Annotated in this window: 23 protein-coding genes; 8 read left to right on the forward strand and 15 right to left on the reverse strand. The window is 63.7% G+C overall.

The window, feature by feature from the left end; genetic code table 11:
- Positions 1–10: 10 nt before the first annotated feature.
- From CXR03_RS01350 to CXR03_RS01370, 5 genes are all read right to left on the reverse strand, one after another.
- Entirely contained in the window at positions 11–178 is a 168-nt protein-coding gene (locus CXR03_RS01350; protein WP_104052619.1) for a DUF3117 domain-containing protein, read from the reverse strand.
- 155 nt (positions 179–333) lie between these two features.
- Positions 334–1,590, reverse strand: coding sequence for a hypothetical protein (locus CXR03_RS01355; RefSeq protein ID WP_104101470.1), 1,257 nt, complete (start codon positions 1,588–1,590; stop codon positions 334–336).
- Positions 1,580–2,158 (reverse strand): DNA-3-methyladenine glycosylase I, encoded by a 579-nt coding sequence (locus CXR03_RS01360; RefSeq protein WP_104101472.1) that lies wholly within the window; start codon positions 2,156–2,158, stop codon positions 1,580–1,582. The genes CXR03_RS01355 and CXR03_RS01360 overlap by 11 nt, the downstream gene beginning before the upstream one ends.
- Positions 2,155–2,532 (reverse strand): DivIVA domain-containing protein, encoded by a 378-nt coding sequence (locus CXR03_RS01365; protein WP_104101474.1) that lies wholly within the window; start codon positions 2,530–2,532, stop codon positions 2,155–2,157. Before CXR03_RS01365 ends, CXR03_RS01360 begins: the two co-directional genes overlap by 4 nt.
- A gap of 52 nt (positions 2,533–2,584) precedes the next feature.
- On the reverse strand, positions 2,585–3,355 hold the full coding sequence (locus CXR03_RS01370) for a TIGR00730 family Rossman fold protein (RefSeq protein ID WP_104101475.1): 771 nt from the start codon (positions 3,353–3,355) through the stop codon (positions 2,585–2,587).
- A gap of 136 nt (positions 3,356–3,491) precedes the next feature.
- On the opposite strand from CXR03_RS01370, the gene CXR03_RS01375 reads away from it, so the two are divergent.
- The 4 genes from CXR03_RS01375 to CXR03_RS01390 all read left to right on the forward strand — a co-directional run bounded on the left by CXR03_RS01375 (position 3,492) and on the right by CXR03_RS01390 (position 6,880).
- Positions 3,492–4,268 (forward strand): amino acid ABC transporter ATP-binding protein, encoded by a 777-nt coding sequence (locus tag CXR03_RS01375; protein WP_104101477.1) that lies wholly within the window; start codon positions 3,492–3,494, stop codon positions 4,266–4,268.
- 113 nt (positions 4,269–4,381) lie between these two features.
- Positions 4,382–5,227 carry a glutamate ABC transporter substrate-binding protein gene (locus CXR03_RS01380; RefSeq protein WP_104102738.1) on the forward strand — a complete coding sequence of 282 codons (846 nt, stop codon included), beginning with the start codon at positions 4,382–4,384 and terminating at the stop codon, positions 5,225–5,227.
- A 100-nt stretch (positions 5,228–5,327) separates the two neighbouring features.
- The gene (locus CXR03_RS01385; RefSeq protein WP_104052626.1) at positions 5,328–6,005 is read left to right on the forward strand and encodes an amino acid ABC transporter permease; all 678 of its coding nucleotides are present in this window, start codon (positions 5,328–5,330) and stop codon (positions 6,003–6,005) included.
- Positions 6,002–6,880, forward strand: coding sequence for an amino acid ABC transporter permease (locus tag CXR03_RS01390; RefSeq protein WP_104052627.1), 879 nt, complete (start codon positions 6,002–6,004; stop codon positions 6,878–6,880). Before CXR03_RS01385 ends, CXR03_RS01390 begins: the two co-directional genes overlap by 4 nt.
- A gap of 87 nt (positions 6,881–6,967) precedes the next feature.
- On the opposite strand, the gene dapE is transcribed toward CXR03_RS01390, so the two are convergent.
- Positions 6,968–8,059 (reverse strand): succinyl-diaminopimelate desuccinylase, encoded by a 1,092-nt coding sequence (dapE, locus tag CXR03_RS01395; RefSeq protein ID WP_104101478.1) that lies wholly within the window; start codon positions 8,057–8,059, stop codon positions 6,968–6,970.
- Positions 8,060–8,146: 87 nt separating this feature from the next.
- Between dapE and dapD the strand changes: the two genes are divergently transcribed.
- Genes dapD through galE form a run of 3 tightly spaced genes read left to right on the forward strand, consistent with a single transcriptional unit; the run spans position 8,147 to position 11,065 of the window.
- Positions 8,147–9,127, forward strand: coding sequence for a 2,3,4,5-tetrahydropyridine-2,6-dicarboxylate N-succinyltransferase (gene dapD / locus CXR03_RS01400; protein WP_104101480.1), 981 nt, complete (start codon positions 8,147–8,149; stop codon positions 9,125–9,127).
- A 12-nt stretch (positions 9,128–9,139) separates the two neighbouring features.
- A complete protein-coding gene (locus CXR03_RS01405) occupies positions 9,140–10,012 on the forward strand; it encodes a hypothetical protein (RefSeq protein ID WP_104101482.1) in 873 nt (290 codons plus the stop codon).
- Between the two features lie 36 nt (positions 10,013–10,048).
- A complete protein-coding gene (gene galE, locus CXR03_RS01410) occupies positions 10,049–11,065 on the forward strand; it encodes a UDP-glucose 4-epimerase GalE (RefSeq protein ID WP_104101484.1) in 1,017 nt (338 codons plus the stop codon).
- Between the two features lie 98 nt (positions 11,066–11,163).
- Here the strand turns inward: galE and CXR03_RS01415 are convergent, their stop codons facing one another.
- The 3 genes from CXR03_RS01415 to fdxA all read right to left on the reverse strand — a co-directional run bounded on the left by CXR03_RS01415 (position 11,164) and on the right by fdxA (position 14,128).
- Positions 11,164–12,456, reverse strand: coding sequence for a citrate synthase (locus CXR03_RS01415; RefSeq protein WP_104101485.1), 1,293 nt, complete (start codon positions 12,454–12,456; stop codon positions 11,164–11,166).
- A gap of 194 nt (positions 12,457–12,650) precedes the next feature.
- Positions 12,651–13,805, reverse strand: a complete 1,155-nt coding sequence (gene dapC, locus CXR03_RS01420) for a succinyldiaminopimelate transaminase (protein ID WP_104101487.1) — start codon at positions 13,803–13,805, stop codon at positions 12,651–12,653.
- Positions 13,802–14,128 (reverse strand): ferredoxin, encoded by a 327-nt coding sequence (gene fdxA / locus CXR03_RS01425; RefSeq protein ID WP_104052634.1) that lies wholly within the window; start codon positions 14,126–14,128, stop codon positions 13,802–13,804. Before fdxA ends, dapC begins: the two co-directional genes overlap by 4 nt.
- A 121-nt stretch (positions 14,129–14,249) precedes the next feature.
- Between fdxA and CXR03_RS01430 the strand changes: the two genes are divergently transcribed.
- Entirely contained in the window at positions 14,250–14,483 is a 234-nt protein-coding gene (locus CXR03_RS01430) for a hypothetical protein (RefSeq protein ID WP_104101488.1), read from the forward strand.
- An 81-nt stretch (positions 14,484–14,564) separates the two neighbouring features.
- On the opposite strand, the gene CXR03_RS01435 is transcribed toward CXR03_RS01430, so the two are convergent.
- The 6 genes from CXR03_RS01435 to CXR03_RS01460 all read right to left on the reverse strand — a co-directional run bounded on the left by CXR03_RS01435 (position 14,565) and on the right by CXR03_RS01460 (position 22,631).
- Entirely contained in the window at positions 14,565–14,951 is a 387-nt protein-coding gene (locus CXR03_RS01435) for a hypothetical protein (RefSeq protein ID WP_104101490.1), read from the reverse strand.
- 64 nt (positions 14,952–15,015) lie between these two features.
- Positions 15,016–16,938 carry a translational GTPase TypA gene (gene typA, locus CXR03_RS01440; RefSeq protein WP_104101491.1) on the reverse strand — a complete coding sequence of 641 codons (1,923 nt, stop codon included), beginning with the start codon at positions 16,936–16,938 and terminating at the stop codon, positions 15,016–15,018.
- A 281-nt stretch (positions 16,939–17,219) separates the two neighbouring features.
- Positions 17,220–18,929, reverse strand: coding sequence for an ABC transporter ATP-binding protein (locus CXR03_RS01445; protein WP_104052638.1), 1,710 nt, complete (start codon positions 18,927–18,929; stop codon positions 17,220–17,222).
- Between the two features lie 14 nt (positions 18,930–18,943).
- Positions 18,944–19,936 carry an ABC transporter permease gene (locus CXR03_RS01450; protein WP_104052639.1) on the reverse strand — a complete coding sequence of 331 codons (993 nt, stop codon included), beginning with the start codon at positions 19,934–19,936 and terminating at the stop codon, positions 18,944–18,946.
- Entirely contained in the window at positions 19,929–20,855 is a 927-nt protein-coding gene (locus tag CXR03_RS01455) for an ABC transporter permease (RefSeq protein WP_104101493.1), read from the reverse strand. The genes CXR03_RS01450 and CXR03_RS01455 overlap by 8 nt, the downstream gene beginning before the upstream one ends.
- A 132-nt stretch (positions 20,856–20,987) precedes the next feature.
- A complete protein-coding gene (locus CXR03_RS01460; protein WP_104052641.1) occupies positions 20,988–22,631 on the reverse strand; it encodes an ABC transporter substrate-binding protein in 1,644 nt (547 codons plus the stop codon).
- Between the last annotated feature and the right edge of the window lie 41 nt (positions 22,632–22,672).

A 22,672-nucleotide genomic window follows, 5' to 3' on the forward strand; every position in this document is an offset into this window, starting at 1 on the left:
GTTTCGCTTCCTAGCTCGTGGCGCCCAGCAGGCAATCCTTGAGCTTGCCGGCTTCCTCAGCATTGAGTTCGACGACGAGCCGTCCGCCGCCGTCGATCGGCACCCGCAGGATGAGGCTTCGCCCCTCCTTGGTGATTTCCATAGGTCCGTCACCCGTACGCGGTTTCATCGCTGCCATGTTCCAGTTCCCCTTTCACAGTGCGCTGCGGGCTACCCCCCAGTCACACATGTAACCTCTGTCGCACGGCCTAAGACCTGCTCCGGCGGCAATTGCCTTCATTATTCCGCACAAACATCATCCAAACGAAATTTCTTGTGTTCCGCGCCACAATCCTAGGGGGGATAATCCCCTCCGCCCGGAAGCGGAGTCCAGCGCCAGAGCCACGCCACCCAGACAATCTGCAGCACCAGGAAGGCCATTGCGACCGCGGTCCGGTAGGCCCGGGAACTGCTCAGGGACGCCAGGGCCAGCCCCAGCGGGAACAGCGGCAGCAACAACCGGAACGTACTGGTCAGCGGATTCAGGAAGGCCAGCAGGTACAACACATAGGCGGCACACCACACCTGCATTTCCACGCCGAGCCGGCGCACAGGCTCGGAATTGAGGCACAGGACGGTGAGAGCCACCAGGGCGATCAGCGCCACCGGCCCCATGACCGGCCCAAAGAGCCGCTCCGCCTCGACAAACCACGGTTTGAAAACCAGCAGGGTGTCTCCCCGCCAGGCCGTTTCCGTGTCCGTGTAGGCACCCGCTTCCCCGGTGTACCACCACGCCAGCGCGGGCCAGGCGAGGGCGCCGGCTCCGGAGGCCATTCCCAAGACCACCATCCGCCATGCCTCGGCCGGCGGGAAGGCTTCCTTCCGGCGCAGTATCCAGCGGCGCACAAACAGGATCCCCATCATCAGGGCAAAAGCGACACCCACCGGCCGGGACAGGCACATCACCAGAACCACCGGCACGGCGGACAGGTAGCGGCGGGTGATCAGCAGGTACAGCGATGCCGCCAGCAGCAGCAGGTTCAGCGACTCCGCATAGGGAACCTGCAGGATCGGGGATACCGGGTTGACCGCCACAAACACCACACCCCAGAGGGCGGTGCCGGACGAAGCCCGCAGCGCGAAAAGCCGGTACACCATCAGAGCGGCGCCGAATCCGGCGGCGGTGGCCACTATGGGTGCGAGGACTTCCCAGCCCAGCCCGGTGACGGCTGCGAGCGCCCGGACCAGTCCCGGAAAGAGAGCGTAGAACGCCCACTGGTTCTCCTGCGCCCGGCCCGTTTCATCACGGGGGATTTCGGACGGGTAGCCGCCGGCGAAAATGCGCTGGTACCACTCGCTGTCCCAGGCACCAATGAACTGCAGGTACGAGGGCGTTCCCTCCCATCCCCACGGGTTCAGTCCCTGCTGCGCCGCTACGGCAACGAACACCGTGAACGAAAACAAGCGCGCCGCCGCCCAGACGGCCAGGACCTTGATGTACCAGGGCCAGCGGCTGAAGGCCGCGGCCAGGCGCGCTGATGCCCGCACCAGCGCGGTGTTGGCGGCCGACGCCGGACGGGTGTCCCCCTGCCGGGCCGCGCTATCCGCCATTGCGGACCCAGCAGCTTGCCAGATGGTCATTGACATACCCGGTGGCCTGCAGCATCGCGTAGGCAGTGGTGGGTCCCACGAAGCGGAAACCGCGCTTTTTCAGGGCCTTTGCCAGCGCAGCGGACTCCTCGGTGATAGCCGGAACGTCGGAAATGGTCTGTGGTGCGGGCCGCTGCGGGTCAGGGCGGTGTGCCTCAAGCAGCGTTTCCAGGCTCTCCCCTGCCGGCAGGTCCAGGAGTGCCCGGGCGTTGGCGATGACGGCGTCGATCTTTGCCCGGTTACGGACTATTCCCGCATCATTCATCAGCCGTGTCCGATCCTCGTCCGTAAACCGTGCCACGGCCGCAGGATCGAAGCCTGCAAAGGCACGGCGGAACGCTGGCCGCTTACGCAGGATCGTGATCCAGCTCAATCCCGATTGGAACGCCTCCAGGCTCAGGCGCTCAAAAAGGGCTGCCTCGCCGGTGACCGGGCGGCCCCATTCCTCGTCGTGGTACTGCTGATAGTCGGGGCTGCTGACGGCCCAGGGGCAGCGCAAAAGCCCGTCGGAACCTGCCACAGTGCTCATGACGGCATCCCCGGTTCCTGCCGCGCGTCGTTCCGCGGCCGCGGCGGAACCTTTCCAGGAGCCTGCACGGCAGCCAGAGCGGCGTCCCTTTCCGCCAGCGCCTCTTCCAGACGCGCCAGGACAGCGTCCACCTGGTCCATCCGGTAACCCCGGAACGCCACCGAAAATCTCAGCCGCCCAAGGTCAGCAGGCTGCACGTCCTCCGGCAGGAGGACCGGAGGCAGCCTTGGATCCGGTTCCGCCAAGCCGGGATCCCCCGCCGATGCGGGCTCCCCGGGCGCCGTCCCGGGTCTGCGGAAAGTCGGAAGCCCGGTAGCGGCAAGCGCCACTGCACCTGCTGCGAGAACGGCCACGAAAATTAGGAAGGTTGTCACAGGACCATCGTGCCAGAGAGCACTCCGTGCTCCCCCACCGGAAGCCGGTCCGTTAGGGCGAGACGTGTCCGGCGCTGTCGGTAATCATCAGTTCCACGGCTTCCGCCGGATCATCCACGATATGGATCAAGGCGAGGTCCTTCTCGGAGATCATCCCCTCGGCCAGCAGCGTGCCCTTGACCCAGTCCATCAGGGGACCCCAGAAGTCCGTGCCGATCAGGACAATCGGGAAGGACGTCACCTTCTGCGTCTGGACCAGTGTCATGGCTTCGAAGAGCTCGTCCATGGTTCCGAAGCCGCCCGGCAGGACGATGAACCCCTGCGCGTACTTTACGAACATGGTCTTCCGCACGAAGAAATACCGGAAGTTGATTCCCAGATCCACCCAGTCGTTCAGACCGGTTTCGAAGGGAAGCTCAATGCCCAGGCCAACAGACAGGCCGTCCGCCTCAACCGCGCCCTTGTTCGCCGCCTCCATCGACCCCGGGCCGCCGCCCGTGATGACGGCCAGCCCCTCTGCCGCGAGCAGCCGCCCCACTTCCTCGCCGAGCTTGTAATACGCAGACCCCGGCATGCTGCGGGCGGAACCAAAGACGCTGACAGCCGGCCCAAGCTCCGAAAGGCTGCCGAAACCCTCCACAAATTCGCTCTGGATGCGCAGCACCCGCCACGGATCCGTGTGCGTGAAGTGCGTCTGGTCCGAAGAGTCGAGCAGGTACTGGTCCGACTGCGGCGCACGGGCCTGCGCCCTGCGCAGTTCCACCGGTCCGCGTTTGCGGGGGCTGTTATCCCGGCCCCGGGAGCTCTTGTCGCTGAATTCCATAATTCAAGGGTAGCCACATGTGTGTTCCGGCCCTCACATGACTCCCCCGGTACGTTTGGTTGCTCTTGCGTCACGATTATCGGCGTTTTGTGGACTCTGACACATTTCGGACACATTCGTTGGCTATCTTCTTCTTATGACCCGTGACACAACCGAAGGCGCAACGCCTGATTCCGCCGCACCTCTTGTCTCACTCAAGAACGTCAACAAGCACTTTGGCGAGCTGCATGTTCTGCAGAACATCAACCTCAATGTGGCCCGCGGTGAAGTGGTCGTAGTGATCGGGCCCTCCGGTTCCGGAAAATCGACGCTCTGCCGTGCCATCAACCGGCTGGAGACGATTGACGACGGCGAGATTGCCATCGACGGCAAGGTGCTGCCCGCCGAAGGAAAGGCACTGGCAAAACTCCGCGCCGACGTCGGCATGGTGTTCCAGTCCTTCAACCTGTTTGCCCACAAGACAATCCTCGACAACGTGTCCCTTGGCCCGGTCAAGGTCAAAGGCATGAAGAGTGCCGAGGCAAAGGCACTCTCGATGGAACTGCTGGAGCGGGTGGGCGTTGCCAACCAGGCCAACAAACTGCCGGCGCAGCTTTCCGGAGGCCAGCAGCAGCGCGTGGCCATTGCCCGGGCCCTGGCCATGAAGCCCAAGGTCATGCTCTTCGACGAGCCCACCTCGGCCCTCGATCCCGAAATGATCAACGAGGTGCTGGACACCATGGTCAGCCTGGCCAAGGAGGGCATGACCATGATCGTGGTGACCCACGAAATGGGATTCGCCCGCAAGGCGGCTGACCGCGTCATCTTCATGGCTGACGGACAGATTGTCGAAGAAGCCACCCCCGAAGAGTTCTTCACCAACCCCAAGAGCGACCGGGCCAAGGACTTCCTCGGCAAGATCCTTTCGCACTAGACCGTCCACAGCAGTACCGGCAGTACCGCAGTACCGGGGTTTCACCAGTTGGGGGAAATCCTTATGAGGCTAGGTGCCCCGTCCACCGGAGCACCGCAATGCAAGGAGAAATCATGCGCAAGACCCGTTACGCCGCAGCAGCCATGGCTGCCGTGGCTGCCCTGACCCTGTCCGCCTGCGGCGGGGATTCCGGCTCCGATTCCGGCAGCACCGAAGGTGCCGGAGAGAAGATCCGCATCGGTATCAAGTTTGACCAGCCCGGCGTCGGCTTCAAGGACGGTAACGACTACACGGGCTTCGACGTTGACGTCGCCAAGTACGTGGCCAATGAGCTCGGCTACCCCGAGGACCAGATTGAGTTCATCTCCACGCCTTCCCCGCAGCGCGAAAACATGCTCGAAAATGACCAGGTGGACATGATCCTGGCGAGCTACTCCATCACGGATACCCGCAAGGAAAAGATCGCCTTTGCCGGCCCCTACTTCGTTGCCGGCCAGGACCTGCTGGTTCCCACCGACAGCGAAATCGGCGGCCCCGACGAGCTCGACGGCAAGAACCTGTGCTCAGTCTCCAGCTCCACCTCCGCCCAGAAAATCAAGGACAACTACGCCGCCGGCGTGAACCTGCTGGAGCAGCCCAGCTACGCCGAGTGCGTGACCGCCATGCAGGGCGGCTCCATTGATGCCGTCACCACTGACGACATCATCCTCGCCGGCCTGGCGTCCACGGACGCCAACAAGGGCAAGTTCAAGGTCATCGGAAACACCTTCTCGGAGGAGCGCTACGGTGTGGGCCTTCCGAAGGAAGACGGACTCGTCAAGTGCGAGGACATCAACACCGCGATCACCAAGATGGTCGAAGAGGGTGCCTGGGAAGAAGCCATCAAGAAGAACACCGAGGGCGTCGACTACACCTTCAACGCCGCGCTGAACCCGCCGGAGACAGACGCCTGCGCCTAACCGCCACCCCGGTGCCGCGGCACCGTTTCGTTCCACCCCGGCGCCGGGAGAGCCTTCAGCTTTCCCGGCCCGGGCTTCGTCCACCATAAAGAGGTGAAACATGGAGGGTTTTACTGCCCTCTTCGAGCAGTACGACGTCGTCGGCGCTTTCTGGGTCAACATCCAGCTCGCGTTCTGGGCGGCTCTCTGGTCGCTGATACTCGGCACCGTCCTGGCGCTGATGCGGATCTCGCCGATCCCCAGCCTGCAGTGGTTCGGTGCCGCCTACGTGAATATCTTCCGGAACACTCCGCTGACCATCATCATGGTGTTCGGTTCACTGGCACTCTGGTCACAGCTGAACGTCAGCCTGTCTTCGGACTTCAACACCAACTTCTTCCGTCTGGCTGTACTCTCACTCACCGTGTACCACGCAGCCTTCTTCTGTGAAGCCATCCGCAGCGGCGTCAATACCGTTCCGCTGGGACAGGCCGAAGCTGCCCGTGCCATCGGTCTGGGGTTCTTTGCGGCGGCGCGGATCATCATCATGCCGCAGGCCTTCCGGGGCGCCATCGCGCCGATCGGCAACGTGCTGATCGCCCTGGTGAAAAACACCACCGTCGCCGCCACAGCCGGTGTTGCAGTGGAAACCTCCAGCACGATGAAGACCATGATCGAGTTCTATCCCAACCTGATGACACAGATCTTCCTGACCTTTGCCATTGGCTACGTCATCATCGTTATCCCCATCGGCCTGCTTACCACCTGGGCTTCGAAGAAACTGGCGGTGGCACGATGACACAGAACGTCCTGTTTGACGCCCCGGGTCCCAAGGCCCGGCGCAACATTCGAATCGCAAACATCCTGGGTGTCCTGCTGGTGGCGGCACTGCTCTGGTTCGCTGTCTCCGGCCTGGCGGAGAAGGGCCAGTTCGAGGCCGCCAAGTGGACGCCGTTCCTGGAATGGAGCACCTGGCAGTACTATCTCCTGCCCGGTCTGCTCTCCACCCTCAAGGCTGCCGCCGTAGCAGTGGTGGCGTCCATCGCTTTCGGCCTGCTCTTCGGTATCGGCCGGCTTTCACCCTTCAAACCCATCAGGTGGGTCTGCGGCATTGTGGTGGAATTCTTCCGAGCCGTTCCCGTGCTGCTGATGATGGTGTTTTTCTACCAGTTCCTCTCCAAGTCCACCCCGGTGGACTCGGCACAGGTTCCGTTTTGGGCCGTGGTGATTGCCCTGACCCTGTACAACGGTTCGGTCATCGCCGAACTGGTACGCTCCGGTGTCTTTGGCCTGCCGAAGGGCCAGCGCGAGGCAGGCCTTGCCATCGGGCTGACCCCGGGCCAGTCGCTGCGCAGCATCGAGATGCCGCAGGCCCTGGTTGCCATGCTGCCGGCGCTGCTAAGCCAGTTTGTGGTCATCCTGAAGGACTCAGCGCTGGGTACCTTCATCGGTTACACGGAACTGCTTGAGTACGCGCGTCGCCTGGCCAGCGGCGAAGGCAACATCCTGCCGGCACTGCTGGTCACCGCGGCGATCTTCATCCTCCTGAACTGGCTGCTGACCTTCGCCGCCCAGCGTCTTTCACGCCGTCTGGGCGCGCGTGCCGGCAAGGTGCTGAAGATCGAGGACACCATCGAGCCCGAAGGCATTGAGGCTCCGGCTCCGGCCAAGTAGCTGCCGGAACCGGCATAAAGAAGGGGAGGATCGGCACCGCCGGTCCTCCCCTTCTTTATGCTGTGCCTCTGTATGCTCGGCGCAGCCTCAGCTCAGCCAGGTCCGCAGCGCGGCCAGGCAGGCCCGCACAGCCGCCGCCTCAACGTGCTCGTTGTCCGTATGCGCCAGCAGGGCGTCCCCGGGACCGAAGTTCACGGCCGGGATGCCCAGGGCGCTGAACCGGGCAACGTCGGTCCAGCCGTACTTGGGTTTGGGTTCCTGCCCGACGACGGCGACAAAACTCGCCGCGGCAGTCCGGTCCAGTCCCGGCCTGGCACCGGCGGCGGCATCCGTGCGGACCAGATCGATGCCGGACAGCAGGTTACGGACGTAGGCCTCGGCCTGTTCCACCGATTTGTCCGGGGCAAAGCGGTAGTTGATTTCCACGGTGGCTGCATCCGGAATGACGTTCCCGGCGGTTCCGCCCCAGATCTTGACGGCGTTCAGCGATTCCCGGTACTCCAGCCCCTCCACGGAGACGGTGGCAGGTTCATGGTCCCGCAGCCGGGTCAGGATTTCCGCTGCTGCGTGGATGGCGTTCTCCCCCATCCAGGCACGGGCGGAATGCGCGGCCCGGCCGGTGGTGGTGGCATGGAAGCGCATGGTGCCGTTGCAGCCGCCCTCCACCGTGCCGTTGGTGGGCTCCAGCAGTACGGCGAAGTCTGCTTCCAGCCAGTCCGGGAAGCTCTCCTGGAGCCGGCCCAGACCGGACAGCGACGCTTCCACTTCTTCATGGTCATAAAAGATGAACGTTACGTCCCGTGTCGGGTTGGCCAGCTCTGTGGCCAGCGCCAGCTGAACGGCCACCCCGCCTTTCATATCCGTGGCTCCGCGGCCGTACAGCACCTCGCCGTCCCAGGAGGAGGGAACGGTTCCGCGCGAGCCCGGGACAGTGGGCAGCGGAACGGTGTCCAGGTGCCCGGCGAGGATCACCCGTTCGGCGCGGCCCAGCGACGTGCGCGCCATGATGGAGTCGCCGTCGCGCACCACTTCCAGGTGCGCCAGGGTGCGCAGCGCAGCCTCCACGGCGTTGGCCAGCTCCGTCTCATTGCCGGACACGCTTTCAATGTCCATCAGGTCTGCGGTCAGCAGGGCAACGTCGCGGGTCAGGTCCAGGGTGCGGGATGGCGTTTGAGTCATGTCTCCACCCTACCGATCCCATGCCTGGGTGCCGGAAGCAACCCCTGCGCCCGCGTCCGGCGGACACCAATCGGTAGACTTGAATCCATGACTTCAAGCTCCTCCTCCCCCACTGCCCGCATCGCCTCCGGCCTCGGCCTGGCCACGATCACCGACGACGGCACAGTGCTGGATGTCTGGTACCCCCGGCCCGTGCTCGAAGCCCGGGACGCGGCCGCTTCGGCTGACGCCAATTCCCTTGCTGCAGAGCTGGAAGCCGCAGCCGCCGCCATGACCGATTCCGAGCGCGGCACGCACGGCGAGGTCCTGCGCACCGAGATTGACCTCGACGCGGCGCCGGCGGATACCGCCGATGCCTACCTGCGCCTGCATCTGCTCTCCACCCGCCTTGCCGCGCCCAACACGCTGAACCTGGACGGCATCTTCGGCAAGCTGCCCAACGTTGTCTGGACCAACTTCGGGCCGTGCGCGGTCGAAGGCTTTGAGACGGTCCGCCTGCGGCTGCGGGCCCGCGGCCCGGTCACTGTGTACGGCGTGGACAAGTTCCCCCGGATGACGGACTACGTGGTTCCCTCCGGTGTGCGGATCGCCGACGCCGGCCGGGTCCGGCTGGGTGCGCACCTGGCCGAAGGCACCACGGTCATGCACGAAGGCTTCGTGAACTTCAACGCCGGAACACTGGGCGTCTCCATGGTGGAAGGCCGCATCTCCGCGGGCGTGGTGGTGGGCAACGGCACCGATGTGGGCGGCGGCGCCTCCATCATGGGCACCCTCTCCGGCGGCGGACGGGAAAAAATCACCCTTGGCGAGCGTGTGCTGCTGGGCGCCAACTCCGGCGTCGGCATCAGCATCGGCAATGAATCCGTCGTGGAAGCCGGCCTGTACATCACCGCCGGCACCCGGGTGGCCGTGCTGATTCCCGGTGAGGAGCCGCAGATCGTCAAGGCGGTGGAGCTCTCCGGCGTGCCCAATCTGCTCTTCCGCCGTAATTCCACCACCGGTGCGGTGGAGGCCCTCGCCCGCAGCGGCGCGAGTGTGGAACTCAACGACGCCCTGCACGCCAACTAGCACGTTCGCCCCTTGGCCTCCGACCCCAGCCGCCGGCGCAGCACCGGATTTGTTCCGGTGCTGCTGCTGGTGGTGCTCTTCCTGGCAGCAGTCACCGTGTACGCGGTCTCCGTCCTGCGGGATCCGGAAGACAAGAGGCCGGAACCCGCAGCCTGCACGGCCACAGCGGACGGTGTGGCCTACCATCTGACGCCCGCCCGGACGTCGACGGCGGCCCTGATCTCCGGGATCTCCGTTCGGCGGGGCATGCCGGCGCGCGCCGCCTCCATTGCCGTGGCCACAGCCATCCAGGAATCCGGGCTGCGGAACCTCGATTACGGGGACGACGCCGGACCGGACTCCCGCGGTTTGTTTCAGCAGCGACCGTCCCAGGGATGGGGCAGCGAAGAGCAGGTGATGGAGCCGGTGTATGCGGCAAATGCCTTCTACGACGCGCTGGAAAAGGTTCCGAATTACGCGGACCTCCCGCTGACGGTGGCGGCACAGACGGTCCAGCGCAGCGCTTTCCCTGACGCCTACGCCGATCACGAAGCCGAGGCCAAGGCCTTCGCTTCCGCCCTGACCGGGCACTCCCCCGCAGCGCTGACCTGCACCCTGGCTCCGCCGTCGTCCTCCGGCAACCCGGAAGCCGTCCTGACGGCAATGACCATCGTGTACGGGCCGGTGGAGGCAACCGTCGAAGGAGACCGCATTACGGTTGCCGGCAGCGGAACCTACGGCTGGTCCCTGGCTCAGTGGGCGGTTGCCAACGCCGAAGCCCTGTCGCTGGACTCCGTTGCCTTCGACGAACTGCGGTGGACGCGTGCAACCGGCTCCTGGGATCCCGCGCCCGCCCCGGACAACGCCGTGGTCCTTACGGTCCATCGGGCCGCTGAACAGTCCTAAACCGGTGCCCGCGACGGGATCCACTAGTCTGGAACCATGCGAATACTAGTTACCGGAGGCACGGGATACATCGGCTCCCACACGACACTGGCACTGCTGGAAGCGGGCCACGACGTAGTGGTCCTGGACAATTTGGCCAACTCGAGCGAGGAATCCCTGAAGCGGGTTCAGGAGCTGGCCGGACGCAGCGCGGTCTTCGTGCACGCGGATCTGCTGGACGAGGGCGCTGTTGACGGCGTATTCGCAGAGCACGGGATCGACGCCGTCATCCACTTTGCCGGCCTGAAGGCCGTCGGCGAATCCGTCGCGAAGCCGCTGTACTACTACCACAACAATGTGGGCGGCACCCTGAACCTGCTGCGGATGATGGACAAGCACAACGTCCGCACCCTTGTCTTCAGCTCCTCGGCCACGGTGTACGGCGCCAGCGAAGAAGTTCCGCTGACCGAGAAGATGCCCATGGACGCGGTGAATCCCTACGGCCGCACCAAGGAGCAGATTGAAGACATCCTGGCGGATCTGGGCGCTGCCGACGAGCGCTGGAATATTGCGCTGCTGCGCTACTTCAACCCCGCCGGCGCCCACGAGTCCGGCCGGATCGGTGAAGATCCCACAGGCGTGCCCAACAACCTGCTGCCGTTCGTTGCGCAGGTGGCTGTGGGCCGCCGGGAGAAGGTCATGGTGTTCGGCGATGACTACCCCACGGAGGACGGCACCGGCGTGCGGGACTACATCCATGTGGTGGACCTGGCCGCCGGACATCTCGCCGCACTGGAATACATCACCGTAAAGCCCGGCGTGCACCGCTGGAACCTGGGCACCGGCAACGGTTCCTCGGTCCTCCAGGTGCTGGCCGCCTTCTCCAAGGCCGCGGGCAGGGACATCCCGTATGAGATTGCTCCCCGCCGTCCCGGAGATGCCGCCGTCAGCTACGCGGATCCCTCAGCAGCCCTGGCAGACCTCGGCTGGTCCGCGCAGCGCACGCTGGATGCCATGTGCGAGGACCACTGGCGCTGGCAGAAGAACAATCCCCAGGGCTACGCCGCATCCTGACCCGCCGGCCCTGCCGGGCGAAACGCAAAAAGGCCCCCGGAATCCTGAACGGATTCCGGGGGCCTTTGCCGTTACTGTCCTGCCGCAGGCTTTGACGCTTAGCGTACGGGGTAGTTGCGCTCCAGGGAGCCGGTGTAAAGCTGGCGCGGACGGCCAATCTTCGTCTGCGGATCCAGCATCATTTCACGCCACTGGGCGATCCAGCCCGGCAGGCGGCCGATGGCGAACAGTACCGTGAACATCTTCTCCGGGAAGCCCATGGCCTTGTAGATCAGGCCGGTGTAGAAGTCCACGTTCGGGTACAGCTTGCGTTCGATGAAGTAATCGTCCGCCAGGGCCTTCTCTTCGAGGCGCATGGCGATGTCCAGCAGCTCGTCGTTGCCGCCGAGCTTGGCCAGGATGTCGTGGGCCGTGGCCTTGACGATCTTCGCGCGCGGATCGTAGTTCTTGTAGACGCGGTGTCCGAAGCCCATGAGCTTCACGCCGTCTTCTTTGTTCTTGACCTTCTCCATGAAGGTTTCCGGAGCCATGCCCGTGGACTTGATCTCACGGAGCATGTTCAGCACGGCCTCGTTGGCGCCGCCGTGCAGCGGTCCGGACAGGGCGCTGATCCCGGCGGAAACGGAGGTGAACATGTTGGCACCGGCGCTGCCGACCAGACGGACAGTGGAGGTGGAGCAGTTCTGCTCGTGATCAGCGTGCAGGACCAGCAGCTGATCCAGTGCCTTGACCAGGTCCGGATCAATCTCGTACGGCTCGGCCGGAAGACCGAAGCTCAGGCGCATGAAGTTTTCCACGAGGTTCATGGAGTTGTCCGGGTAGAGCATCGGCTGGCCGAGGCTCTTCTTGTGCGCGTAGGCAGCGATGACCGGAAGCTTGGCCATCAGGCGGATGGTGGAGAGTTCCACCTGCTCCTCGTCAGACGGGTCCAGGGAGTCCTGGTAGAAGGTCGACAGGGCGCTTACGGCCGAGGACAGCACCGGCATCGGGTGGGCATCGCGCGGGAAACCGCCGAAGAAGCTCTTGAGGTCTTCGTGCAGCAGCGTGTGCCGGCGGATCCGCTGATCAAAGTCTTCCAGCTGGGCCGGGGTGGGGAGTTCTCCGTAGATCAGGAGGTAAGACGTCTCCAGAAAGCTTGATTGCTTGGCCAGCTGCTCAATCGGGTAGCCGCGGTACCGCAGAATTCCGGCGTCACCGTCAATGTAGGTAATGGCGGACTTCGTGGATGCGGTGTTCATGAAGCCCGGGTCAAAGGTGACGGTTCCGGTCTGTTTCAGCAGTTTGGAGACATCAAAGCCGCCATTGCCTTCCACCGCGTCAACGCGGGGAAGCTCAAGGCTGTCTTCGGTGTTTTCCCCATAGCGCAGCTGTGCACTGGGACGCTCAGTCATTAAGTCTCCTTCAGGAGTTTGAAGAAACCAGAGCTATGGGCCCCGCTGGTTCCGGGCCACCCATAGGGTCAATTCCGCTAGATCTATTTACGCAAAACGCTACACTTTAGCCGGGCTTTAGGACTAATCGGCGGCCGGGTTGTTGTCTAAGCGAAACATATAACCCGCCCGGCCCCGGGTTTTCCGCGAAGGGTTTATCCGCCGGCAGCGGTCAGACGCCGGGCGGCGGCTGCCACGCGCTCATCCGAACCGGTCAGCGCAATCCGGACAAAGCCGTCACCGGCGCTTCCGTAAATGCCGCCCGGTCCTGACACAATGCCCAGCTTCGCCAGCCGCTCCACTGTCGTCCAGGTGTCCTCGCCCGCGGTTGCCCACAGGTACAGCCCAGCCTCGGAATGATGGATCTGCAGCCCAAAAGCTTCCAAGGCGGGAACCAGGAGTTCTCTCCGCTTCCGGTACAGGTCCTTCTGCATTGCCACGTGGGTGTCATCCCCCAGCGCTGCCTCCATGGCGGCCTGCACGGGGGCGGGCACGATCATGCCGGCGTGTTTGCGGCTGTTGACCAGGTTGGCCATGATGGCTCCGTCACCGGCCACGAAAGCGGCACGGTAACCGGCCATGTTCGACTGCTTACTCAACGAGTAGACGGAGAGCAGCAGCTCATTGCTGCCCCCGCTGACGGCGGGATCCAGGATGCTCGGCACCGGAGACCCTCCACGCGAGGGATCCCAGGAGCCCCAGCCCAGCTCCGCGTAGCACTCGTCAGAGGCAACCACCGCTCCGAGGGCTCTCGAGGATTCCACCACTGAGCGCAGTGAGGCCGCTGAGCGGACAATTCCGGTGGGATTGCCGGGCGAGTTGACCCAGACCAGGCGCACCCGGGCACGGACCTCTTCGTCGAGCTCCTCCAGATCATCGGCGGCCACCGCGGTGGCGCCGGCCAGGACAGCACCCATGTCATAGGTGGGGTAGGCAACCGTGGGGCGGACGACGACGTCGCCCTCGCCCAGTCCCAGCAGCAGCGGCAGCCAGGCCACCAGTTCTTTGGAACCGACCGTGGGCATAATGTCCTGCGGATTCAGGTTCGGAACTCCGCGGCGCCGTGCGTACCAGGCAGCTATCGCTTCGCGGAGGGACTGCGTGCCGTGGGTGGTGGGGTAACCGGGCGCATCAGCGGCCGCTGCCAGGGCTTCACGAACGAGCGTTGGAGTGGGATCAACCGGGGTTCCGATGGACAGGTTCACCGCCCCGTCAGGGTGCTGTGAGGCCAGTTGCACGTAAGGAGCCATGGCTTCCCACGGGTACTCCGGCAGATTCAGCCCAAAGGTGCGGGACGGAACGGAGCTCATGCCTCTTGGTTCTGCGGAGGCAGCACGGCGATGATCGGGTGGTCCTTGTGCGTGTTGCCGATCTTGGCAGCTCCGCCCGGGGAGCCCAGGTCATCGAAGAACTCAACATTGGCCTTGTAGTAATCGGCCCATTCCTCGGGAGTGTCGTCCTCGTAGTAAATGGCCTCAACGGGGCAGACCGGCTCGCAGGCACCGCAGTCCACGCACTCGTCGGGGTGGATGTAGAGGGAGCGTTCACCTTCATAGATGCAATCCACCGGGCATTCCTCGATGCATGCCTTGTCTTTTACATCTACGCATGGCTGCGCAATTACGTACGTCACGTCCCTTGCCTTCCTGATCTGCGGACCGTCCCGGACGGGAAAAATCCACGAAGTGTTGGTTCCACGTTAGTAGCCCGAACCATTATCTCCCAGCCGGACCCTGCCCGCGTACCATTGAACGGTGAACGTTTCGAGCCCTGCGGCCGTCCTCCGGTCCCTTCCCGACGGCGCCCGCGTGGTGGTCCGTTACCGCATAGACGGCGGTTTCACGGATGTGCTGGGCTATTTGCTGGAGGCCACGGAGGAGTCCGTTACGGTGGCGGGCCGGCGGGAAAACGTCACGGTTCCCTGTGCACTCATTACGGCAGCCAAGCAGGTACCTCCGCCGCCGGAGCGCCGTGCACCGCGGCGCTGACCGCCGAGCCTGTGACCCGCTGAGGCCGCTTAAACGAAGGAAGGCCGCCGCGGTGTCCCGCGGCGGCCTTCCTTTGGTTTTCTAATCTTCCTGCTGCGCCCCGGCGCGGCGGGCCTTGGCCAGCACACGCGAGGTGATCAGCAGGGCGGCAATGGTCGCCAGTGCCTGCCCGAACAGCCAAATCCGTCCGGCCAGGACAATCCCCGGCTGCTCCTCCAGAATGGTTCCGGTGATGATCAGCGGAGTGTCCCAGAGGTCAAGGGTGAACAGGCCCAGCACCACGTAGGCCAGCAGCCCCGCTGCCGCGCTCCACAGCGCCGCACCGGCCCAAAGCCCGGCAAACACCGTGGCCGCACAGCTAAGCACTAAGGCAGCCGCCGCCCCCAGGGGAAGCGGAGTGTCTCCGATGTAGAGGATCTGGGCGTGCAGCCCGGTTCCCAGCACGGAGGCCAGCAGACCGCCAAGCACAGCTGCCAGCGGGCCCCGCCAACGCGGGGCCCGGCTCAGCGGCACTGTTGCCGAACTAATGGGATTAGCTCTTGGCGCGTGCGCGGGTGACCTTGGCACGCTCGGAGGCACCCAGGACCAGCTTGCGGATGCGGATGGACTCCGGAGTAACCTCAACGCACTCGTCTTCGCGGGCGAATTCGAGGGACTCTTCCAGCGTCAGCTTGCGCGGCGGGGTCAGGTTCTCGAAGGTGTCCGAGGAAGCGGCGCGCATGTTGGTGAGCTGCTTTTCCTTGGTGATGTTCACGTCCATGTCATCGGCGCGTGAGTTCTCACCAACGATCATGCCCTCGTAGACCTCGGAGGTGGGCTCCACGAAGAAGGAGCCGCGTTCCTGCAGCTTGATCATCGCGAACGGCGTGACGACGCCGGAGCGGTCCGCAATCAGGGAACCGTTGGTGCGGTACTCGATCGGACCGGCCCAGGGCTCGTAGCCCTCGGCGATGGAAGCGGAGATACCGGCACCGTGGGTTTCCGTCAGGAAGCGGGTGCGGAAGCCGATCAGGCCACGGGCGGGAACGATGAATTCCATGCGAACCCAGCCGGTGCCGTGGTTGGCCATATTGACCATGCGGCCCTTACGGGCGGCCATCAGCTGCGTGACGGCTCCGAGGTATTCCTCGGGTACGTCGATGGTCATGTGCTCCATCGGCTCGTTGACCTTGCCGTCAATGATCTTGGTAACAACCTGCGGCTTGCCGACGGTCAGTTCGAAGCCTTCGCGGCGCATCTGCTCCACGAGGATGGCCAGGGCGAGCTCGCCGCGGCCCTGGACTTCCCAGGCATCCGGACGCTCGGTCGGAAGGACCTTCAGCGAAACGTTACCGATCAGTTCCTTGTCGAGGCGGTCCTTGACCTGGCGGGCGGTGACCTTCGCACCCTTGACCCGGCCGGCCAGCGGCGACGTGTTGATACCGATGGTCATGGAGATGGCCGGATCGTCAACGGTGATCAGCGGCAGCGGCTTGGGGTTGTCAACGTCGGTCAGGGTTTCACCGATGGTGATGTCCTCGATACCGGCAACGGCAACAATTTCACCCGGACCGGCGGATTCGGTCGGTACGCGGTCCAGGGCCTTGGTGGCCAGGAGCTCGGTGATCTTAACGGTCTTCATGGTGCCGTCGGCGCGGGCCCACGCAACGGTCTGGCCCTTGCGGAGGGTGCCGTTGAAGATGCGCAGCAGTGCCAGGCGGCCCAGGAACGGGGATGCGTCAAGGTTGGTGACGTGAGCCTGGAGGACGCCCTCGGGATCGTACGTGGGAGCCGGGATGTGATCGATGATGGTCTGGAACAGCGGTTCCAGGTTGTCGTTGGCGGGAGCTTCGCCGTCGGCCGGCTGTTCCAGGGAAGCTGCGCCCACGCGGGCTGCAGCATAGACAACGGGCACGTTTAGGACGAGGTCCAGGTCCAGGTCCGGAACTTCGTCCTGAAGGTCGGAAGCAAGGCCCAGGAGCAGGTCCATGGCTTCGCTGACGACCTCGTCGATGCGGGAGTCGGGACGGTCGGTCTTGTTGACCAGGAGGATGACGGGCAGCTTGGCGGCCAGCGCCTTGCGCAGCACGAAACGGGTCTGCGGCAGCGGGCCCTCGGAAGCGTCAACGAGCAGCACAACGCCGTCCACCATGGACAGGCCGCGCTCCACCTCGCCACCGAAGTCGGCGTGGCCGGGGGTGTCGATCACGTTGATGGTGATGGTTTCACCCTTGGCAGCCGGGCCGTTGTAGAACACTGTGGTGTTCTTGGCCAGGATGGTGATGCCCTTTTCGCGCTCCAGGTCACCGGAGTCCATCACGCGTTCTTCCACGTTTCCGTGGGCGGCAAACGAGTTCGTCTGCTTCAGCATGGCGTCGACGAGAGTCGTCTTACCGTGGTCAACGTGGGCCACAATCGCAACGTTGCGGAGATCGCTTCGTACTGCGGTATTTACAGCCGTGTTGGTTTCTGACATGCGTGAGGACTCAATTCATAGGAGATAAGTTCGAAGGTGGTGCACAGTAGCCCAGTCGTGTGACCGGGCTAATCCGGCCGTTCTGTACGAATCCCGCTCTGCACGTATGCTCCGTAAGAATGTACCGAAGGCGCCGCCGTCAGCGGGCACGCTAATATTCTAGTCCGAAGACCATAAGTTCCCTAATGGACCCGATTTGTCCCCGCCGCTGCGGGGATCCTGACGCACGGAAGGCAGGCCGCCCGCGGGCAGCCTGCCTTCCGCCGGTATCGGGAAATACCCTAGGCAACTTCCGGAGGAAGCATCAGCCCGGCACCCGGGATGGCCGCCAGGAGCGCCTTCGTGTATTCCTGCTGCGGATTGTCGAAGACATCGTCCGTGGACCCGGTTTCGACGATCCGGCCCTTCTGCATCACGCACACCTCGTCCGCGATCTGGCGGACCACGGCCAGGTCATGGGTGATGAACAGGTAGCTCAGCCCCAGTTCGGACTGAAGATCGGCCAGCAGGTTCAGGATCTGCGCCTGGACCAGGACGTCCAGGGCCGAAACAGCCTCATCACAAATGACCACTTCCGGGTCCAGCGCCAGTGCGCGGGCAATGGCCACGCGCTGACGCTGTCCGCCCGACAGCTCGTTCGGGTAGCGCCGCATCATCGATGCCGGCAGCGAGACCTGGTCCAGCAGCTCCCGGACCTTCTTCTCGCGGCTCTTGGAATTACCGATGCCGTGAACGCGGAGCGGTTCCTCGATGGTCCGGAAGATGTTGTACATCGGGTCCAGCGAACCGTACGGGTCCTGGAAGATGGGCTGCACACGGCGCCGGAAATCGAACATCCTCTTGCGGTTCAGAGTGGTGATGTCCACTCCGTCGAACAGGATCTGCCCCTCCGTTGCCTTTTCCAGCCCCAGGACCATCCGCGCCACCGTGGATTTGCCGGAGCCGGATTCGCCGACGACGGCGGTGGTGGTGCCGCGCGGAATCGTAAAGGACACGTCGTCGACGGCTTTGAAGTCGGTGGACTTGCCCAGCGCCCCGCGCAGCTTGAACACCTTGGAGAGCTGCTTCACCTCAATGACGTTCTCGGTCTTGACTCCGTCGGGATGTGCCGCGAGGAGTTCCGCCGAGTCATCCAGGCCCAGTGATTTGGCCGTCTCAATCCTCCGCGAGGCGAGCGAGGGCGCGGATTCCACGAGCTTGCGGGTGTACGGGTGCTGCGGGTTGGTGAGGATTTCCAGTGCGGGACCGGATTCCACCACCTGCCCCTTGTACATCACGACAACCTTGTGGGCGCGCTCGGCTGCAAGGCCGAGGTCATGGGTAATAAGCAGGACTGCAGTGCCAAGCTCGTCGGTCATGCGGTCCAGATGGTCCAGGATCTGGCGCTGCACCGTGACGTCCAGGGCCGACGTCGGCTCATCGGCGATGAGCAGCCGCGGCCGGCAGGACAGCCCAATGGCAATCAGCGCACGCTGGCGCATGCCGCCGGAGAACTCGTGCGGGTACTGGTTGGCCCGCTCCGCGGCGTCCGGCAGTCCGGCCTCGCTGAGCACCTGAGCAATATCCTTCGCGGTGTGCGGCAGTCCGTTGGCCTTCAGCGTCTCCTTGACCTGGAAGCCGATCTTCCACACGGGGTTCAGGTTGGACATCGGATCCTGCGGAACCATGCCAATGGAGGAACCGCGCAGCTCAACGATGCGCTTTTCGCTCGCATGGGTGATGTCTTCACCGTCAAAGATGATGCTGCCTCCGGAGACTGCACCGTTGGCGGGCAGAAGACCGATGGCGGCCAGCGCCGTCGTCGACTTTCCGGAACCGGACTCCCCCACGATCGCGACCGTTTCTCCGGGCATGATCGTCAGGTGGGCGTTGCGCACAGCCGGGACGTCGCCGTTGTTTGTCTTGAACGTAATGGCGAGGTCCCGCACTTCGAGCAGCGGCTTGGGCAACCCGTTCAGGGGCTGCGACTGGTCCATGGAATGCGTGGACATGGTTCCATCCTTAGTCATCGCTTACGCGACTTGGGGTCGAGCGCGTCCCGCAGGGCATCACCGAGCATGATGAAGGACAGCACGGTCAGCGACAGTGCAAGTGCCGGCCAGAACAGGGCCATCGGATTGGTGCGCAGGGAGGGCTTCGCGGAGAAAATATCGTTGCCCCAGGACATGACGTCCGGCGGCAGGCCAATGCCCAGGAAGGACAGTGTTGACTCGGCCACGATGAAGGTGCCCAGCGAAATGGTTGCGATGACGATGACCGGTGCCATCGCATTCGGAATGACGTGCTTGATCAGCGCGGACATCCGTGAGACGCCCAGCGACTGGGCTGCCGTGACGAAGTCCGCGTTGCGTATCTCAAGCACGGCGCCGCGCGTAATGCGGGCAACCTGCGGCCAGCCGAACGTGACCAGGATCAGGACGATGGTCCATACGTTGCGGTTCTCCCGGAAGAACGGAAGCTGCACCACAACAATGGCGCCAAGGATCATCGGCAGCGCAAAGAAGATGTCGCTGACGCGGGCCAGGATGGCATCGACCCAGCCGCCGAAGAAACCGGCAAGGGCGCCAATGACGCCGCCGACAACAACCACGCCGAGGGTGGCCAGCAGGCCGACCATCAGCGATGAGCGTGTTCCATAGACCACTCGGGCCAAAACATCGCAGCCCTGCTGGGTAAAGCCGAGCGGGTGGCCCGCAATCGGACCGCCGTCTGAATTGGCCAGCAGGCAGTTGTCGTTGGGCTGTTCGCTGGTGAAGATGCCGGGGAACAGTGCCACGACAATTACGGCCAGAAGCAGCAGGGCGCTGATGATGAACAGGGGCTGCTTGCGCAGGCTGCGCCAGGCTTCGCCCCAGATGCTGCGGGGCGCGCCGTCTGCGGTCGAGCTGTCAACGGGCTGGACCGGAGTCTCCTCCACGTCCGCTACAAAATGCTCGATCGGGTAGGGAGAGACCTTGCCGCGTGATGCGGGGGTCAGTGCTTTGTCATTCTCAGGCATATCGAATCCTCGGGTCCAGCCACGCGTACAGAAGATCTACCAACAGGTTGGCGAGGCAAAAAATCAGGATCAGCACGGTGACGATGGAGACGACCACCGGAGCTTCACCATTGAGCACGGCACGGTACAAAGTGTTGCCGACGCCGTTGACGTTGAAGATCCCTTCGGTCACGATCGCGCCGCCCATCAGGGCACCCAGGTCGGCACCCAGGAAAGTGGCAACCGGAATCATGGAGTTGCGGAGAATGTGCACCGTGACGACGCGCGGACGGCTCAGGCCCTTGGCCGTTGCGGTGCGGACATAGTCAGCGTTGGCGTTCTCAATCACGCTCGTGCGGGTAAGACGCAGCACATAGGCGAAGGAAACCAGGCCCAGCACAATGGCAGGCAGCAGCAACTCGGTGAAGGACGCGTCACCGCTCACGGTGGGGTTGGTCCAGGCGAGTTTGACGCCAAAGACGAACTGCATCAGGAAGCCGAGCACGAAGATCGGGACGGAGATGACCACCAGGGACACCACGAGAACCGTGGAGTCGAAGATCTTGCCCTTGCGCAGGCCGGCGAAGAGGCCGAAGACGATGCCGAAGACGGCTTCGAAGACGAGGGCCATGACGGCCAGCTTTGCGGTGGTCGGGAAGACCTCAGCGATGATGGTGGAGATCTCGCGGCCGGCGAAGTTTGTTCCCAGGTCGAAGGTCAGCACTCCCTTGAGGTACAGGAGGTACTGCATCCAGAACGGCTGGTCCAGGTTGTACTGGGCACGCAGTGATGCTTCGACGGCGGGGGTGCAGCCCTTATCGCCGCAGATAGCGGCCGTCGCGTCGCCGGGAAGGCTGAAGACCAGGAAGTAGAGAAGCAGTGTTGCACCCAGGAAAACGGGGATTAACTGCAGGAAGCGCCGAAGAACGTATCCGGCCATCAGATGTTTGCCTCTGGCACAGTGCGCACACGGGGGCGCTGGTTGGTGAAACTCATGTTAAGAGCACCTTTACATTGGAGCGGCCCAAGGGCCCGGCAGCGGTGTGCGGCCGGGCCCCCGAGCTGTGAGGAATTACTTGCCGGTGATGGCGTAGTACAGGGGTACGCCGTTCCAGCCGAACTCAACGTTGGTCACGTTGGTGCTCCAGCCGCCCTGGGCAACCTGGTACCACAGGGGGATGGCGGGAAGATCTTCGAGGAGCATTTCCTGCGCCTCGTTCATCTTCTCGTTGCCTTCTTCAACGGTGGATGCCGAGAGACCCTCGCTCAGCAGAGCGTCAAACTCGGGGTTCTCGTAACGTGCGTCGTTGGAGCCGGCTCCGGTGGCGTAGATCGGGCCGAGGAAGTTGTACAGCGACGGGTAGTCTGCCTGCCAGCCGGAGCGGATGGCTCCGGTGAGGACAGCGTCGCTGGCTTCGGTGCGGACTTCCTTGAACGTCGCGTACGGCTTGCCGGTGACCTCGATGCCGAGGTTGTTCTTGAGACCGTTGACTACGGCTTCAACCCAGGTCTTGTGGTCGCCCTTGTCCGCGTTGTACGCGATGGTCAGGGGCTGGGACTCGTCGTACGGCGAGATCTTCTCGGCTTCTTCCCAGAGTTCCTTGGCCTTTTCCGGGTTGAACTCCAGGTTTTCACTGCCGGGCAGGTCCGCGGAGTAGCCATCCAGCACGGGTGCTGTGAAGTCTTCCGCCGGGGTGCGGCCGTTGCTGAAGATCACCGAGGTGATTTCTTCGCGGTCGATCGCCATGGAGAGAGCCTGGCGGCGCAGCTTGCCGGCTTCACCGCTCCAGTTCTCCAGGTAGTAGGGGATGGCGATGGTCTGGTTGCCCGCGTACGGGGACTCGATGGAGCGTTCCTCGCCGAGGTCATTCTTGAAGTTCTTGACGTCTGACGTCGGAATGGTCTTCAGGACGTCCAGGTTGTTGGAAATCAGGTCCTGGTAGGCCGTGGTGTCGTTCTGGTAGATCTTGAACGTAATACCGGCGTTCTGGGCTTTCTGAGGTCCTTCGTAGGACTCGTTCGGGACCAGGTTGATCTCCTGGTTGTGCTCCCAGGCGCCTTCTCCGTCGAACTTGTACGGACCGTTGCCCACGGGGTTCTCACCGTAGGTCTTCGGGTCGGCAAGGGCTTCGGGGATCATCGGGTAGAACGCGCTGTAGCCCAGGCGCAGCGGCCAGTCGGACTCAGGCTGCTTCAGCGTGACCTCGAACGTGGTGTCGTCGATGACCTTCAGCCCGGACATGGTGTCAACTTCCGAGCCTTCGGCGCTGGCTTCGTCGTATCCCTCGATGCTCTCGAAGAAGTAGCTGGAGAGCTGGGCGTTCTTAGCCGCGGCGCCATAGTTCCAGGCATCCACGAAGGACGAAGCAGTTACCGGCGCACCGTTGCTGAAGGTTTTGCCTTCCTTCAGCTTGATGGTGTAGTTCTGCGCGTCTTCGGTCTCGATCGACTCGGCCATTTCATTCTGCGGCTTGCCGTCAGCGTCGTAGCTGATCAGGCCGGCAAAAAGCAGGTCCAGTACCGCCCCGCCGCCCACCTCATTGGTGTTCGTGGGGATCAACGGGTTCTGGGGCTCTGAGCCGTCGGCAATGATGACACGGCTGGTGTCACCTTCTGCGCCGGATTCCGAGGAACCATCTCCCCCGCCGCAGGCGCTCAGCGCCAGAACGGCCACGGCCGCGACGCTCAGCATTTTGGAAGTGCGTGTGAAGCGCATTCCGCCTCCTATGTTGTCTATGGGTGCCAACGTGTTGCGTC

The organism is Arthrobacter sp. 08Y14, from assembly GCF_002929455.1.
Taxonomy (GTDB): Bacteria; Actinomycetota; Actinomycetes; order Actinomycetales; family Micrococcaceae; genus Arthrobacter_B; species Arthrobacter_B sunyaminii.

Coding starts and splice junctions, on each gene's coding strand:
- CXR03_RS01415 (WP_104101485.1), bottom strand. CDS start 12,456: ATGACTGAGCGTCCCAGTGCACAGCTGCGCTATGGGGAAAACACCGAA.
- CXR03_RS01460 (WP_104052641.1), bottom strand. CDS start 22,631: ATGCGCTTCACACGCACTTCCAAAATGCTGAGCGTCGCGGCCGTGGCC.
- CXR03_RS01370 (WP_104101475.1), bottom strand. CDS start 3,355: ATGGAATTCAGCGACAAGAGCTCCCGGGGCCGGGATAACAGCCCCCGC.
- CXR03_RS01390 (WP_104052627.1), top strand. CDS start 6,002: ATGACACAGAACGTCCTGTTTGACGCCCCGGGTCCCAAGGCCCGGCGC.
- galE (WP_104101484.1), top strand. CDS start 10,049: ATGCGAATACTAGTTACCGGAGGCACGGGATACATCGGCTCCCACACG.
- CXR03_RS01450 (WP_104052639.1), bottom strand. CDS start 19,936: ATGCCTGAGAATGACAAAGCACTGACCCCCGCATCACGCGGCAAGGTC.
- dapD (WP_104101480.1), top strand. CDS start 8,147: ATGACTTCAAGCTCCTCCTCCCCCACTGCCCGCATCGCCTCCGGCCTC.
- CXR03_RS01380 (WP_104102738.1), top strand. CDS start 4,382: ATGCGCAAGACCCGTTACGCCGCAGCAGCCATGGCTGCCGTGGCTGCC.
- CXR03_RS01360 (WP_104101472.1), bottom strand. CDS start 2,158: ATGAGCACTGTGGCAGGTTCCGACGGGCTTTTGCGCTGCCCCTGGGCC.
- CXR03_RS01350 (WP_104052619.1), bottom strand. CDS start 178: ATGGCAGCGATGAAACCGCGTACGGGTGACGGACCTATGGAAATCACC.
- CXR03_RS01375 (WP_104101477.1), top strand. CDS start 3,492: ATGACCCGTGACACAACCGAAGGCGCAACGCCTGATTCCGCCGCACCT.
- dapE (WP_104101478.1), bottom strand. CDS start 8,059: ATGACTCAAACGCCATCCCGCACCCTGGACCTGACCCGCGACGTTGCC.
- dapC (WP_104101487.1), bottom strand. CDS start 13,805: ATGAGCTCCGTTCCGTCCCGCACCTTTGGGCTGAATCTGCCGGAGTAC.
- typA (WP_104101491.1), bottom strand. CDS start 16,938: ATGTCAGAAACCAACACGGCTGTAAATACCGCAGTACGAAGCGATCTC.
- CXR03_RS01455 (WP_104101493.1), bottom strand. CDS start 20,855: ATGGCCGGATACGTTCTTCGGCGCTTCCTGCAGTTAATCCCCGTTTTC.
- CXR03_RS01385 (WP_104052626.1), top strand. CDS start 5,328: ATGGAGGGTTTTACTGCCCTCTTCGAGCAGTACGACGTCGTCGGCGCT.
- CXR03_RS01445 (WP_104052638.1), bottom strand. CDS start 18,929: ATGTCCACGCATTCCATGGACCAGTCGCAGCCCCTGAACGGGTTGCCC.
- CXR03_RS01355 (WP_104101470.1), bottom strand. CDS start 1,590: ATGGCGGATAGCGCGGCCCGGCAGGGGGACACCCGTCCGGCGTCGGCC.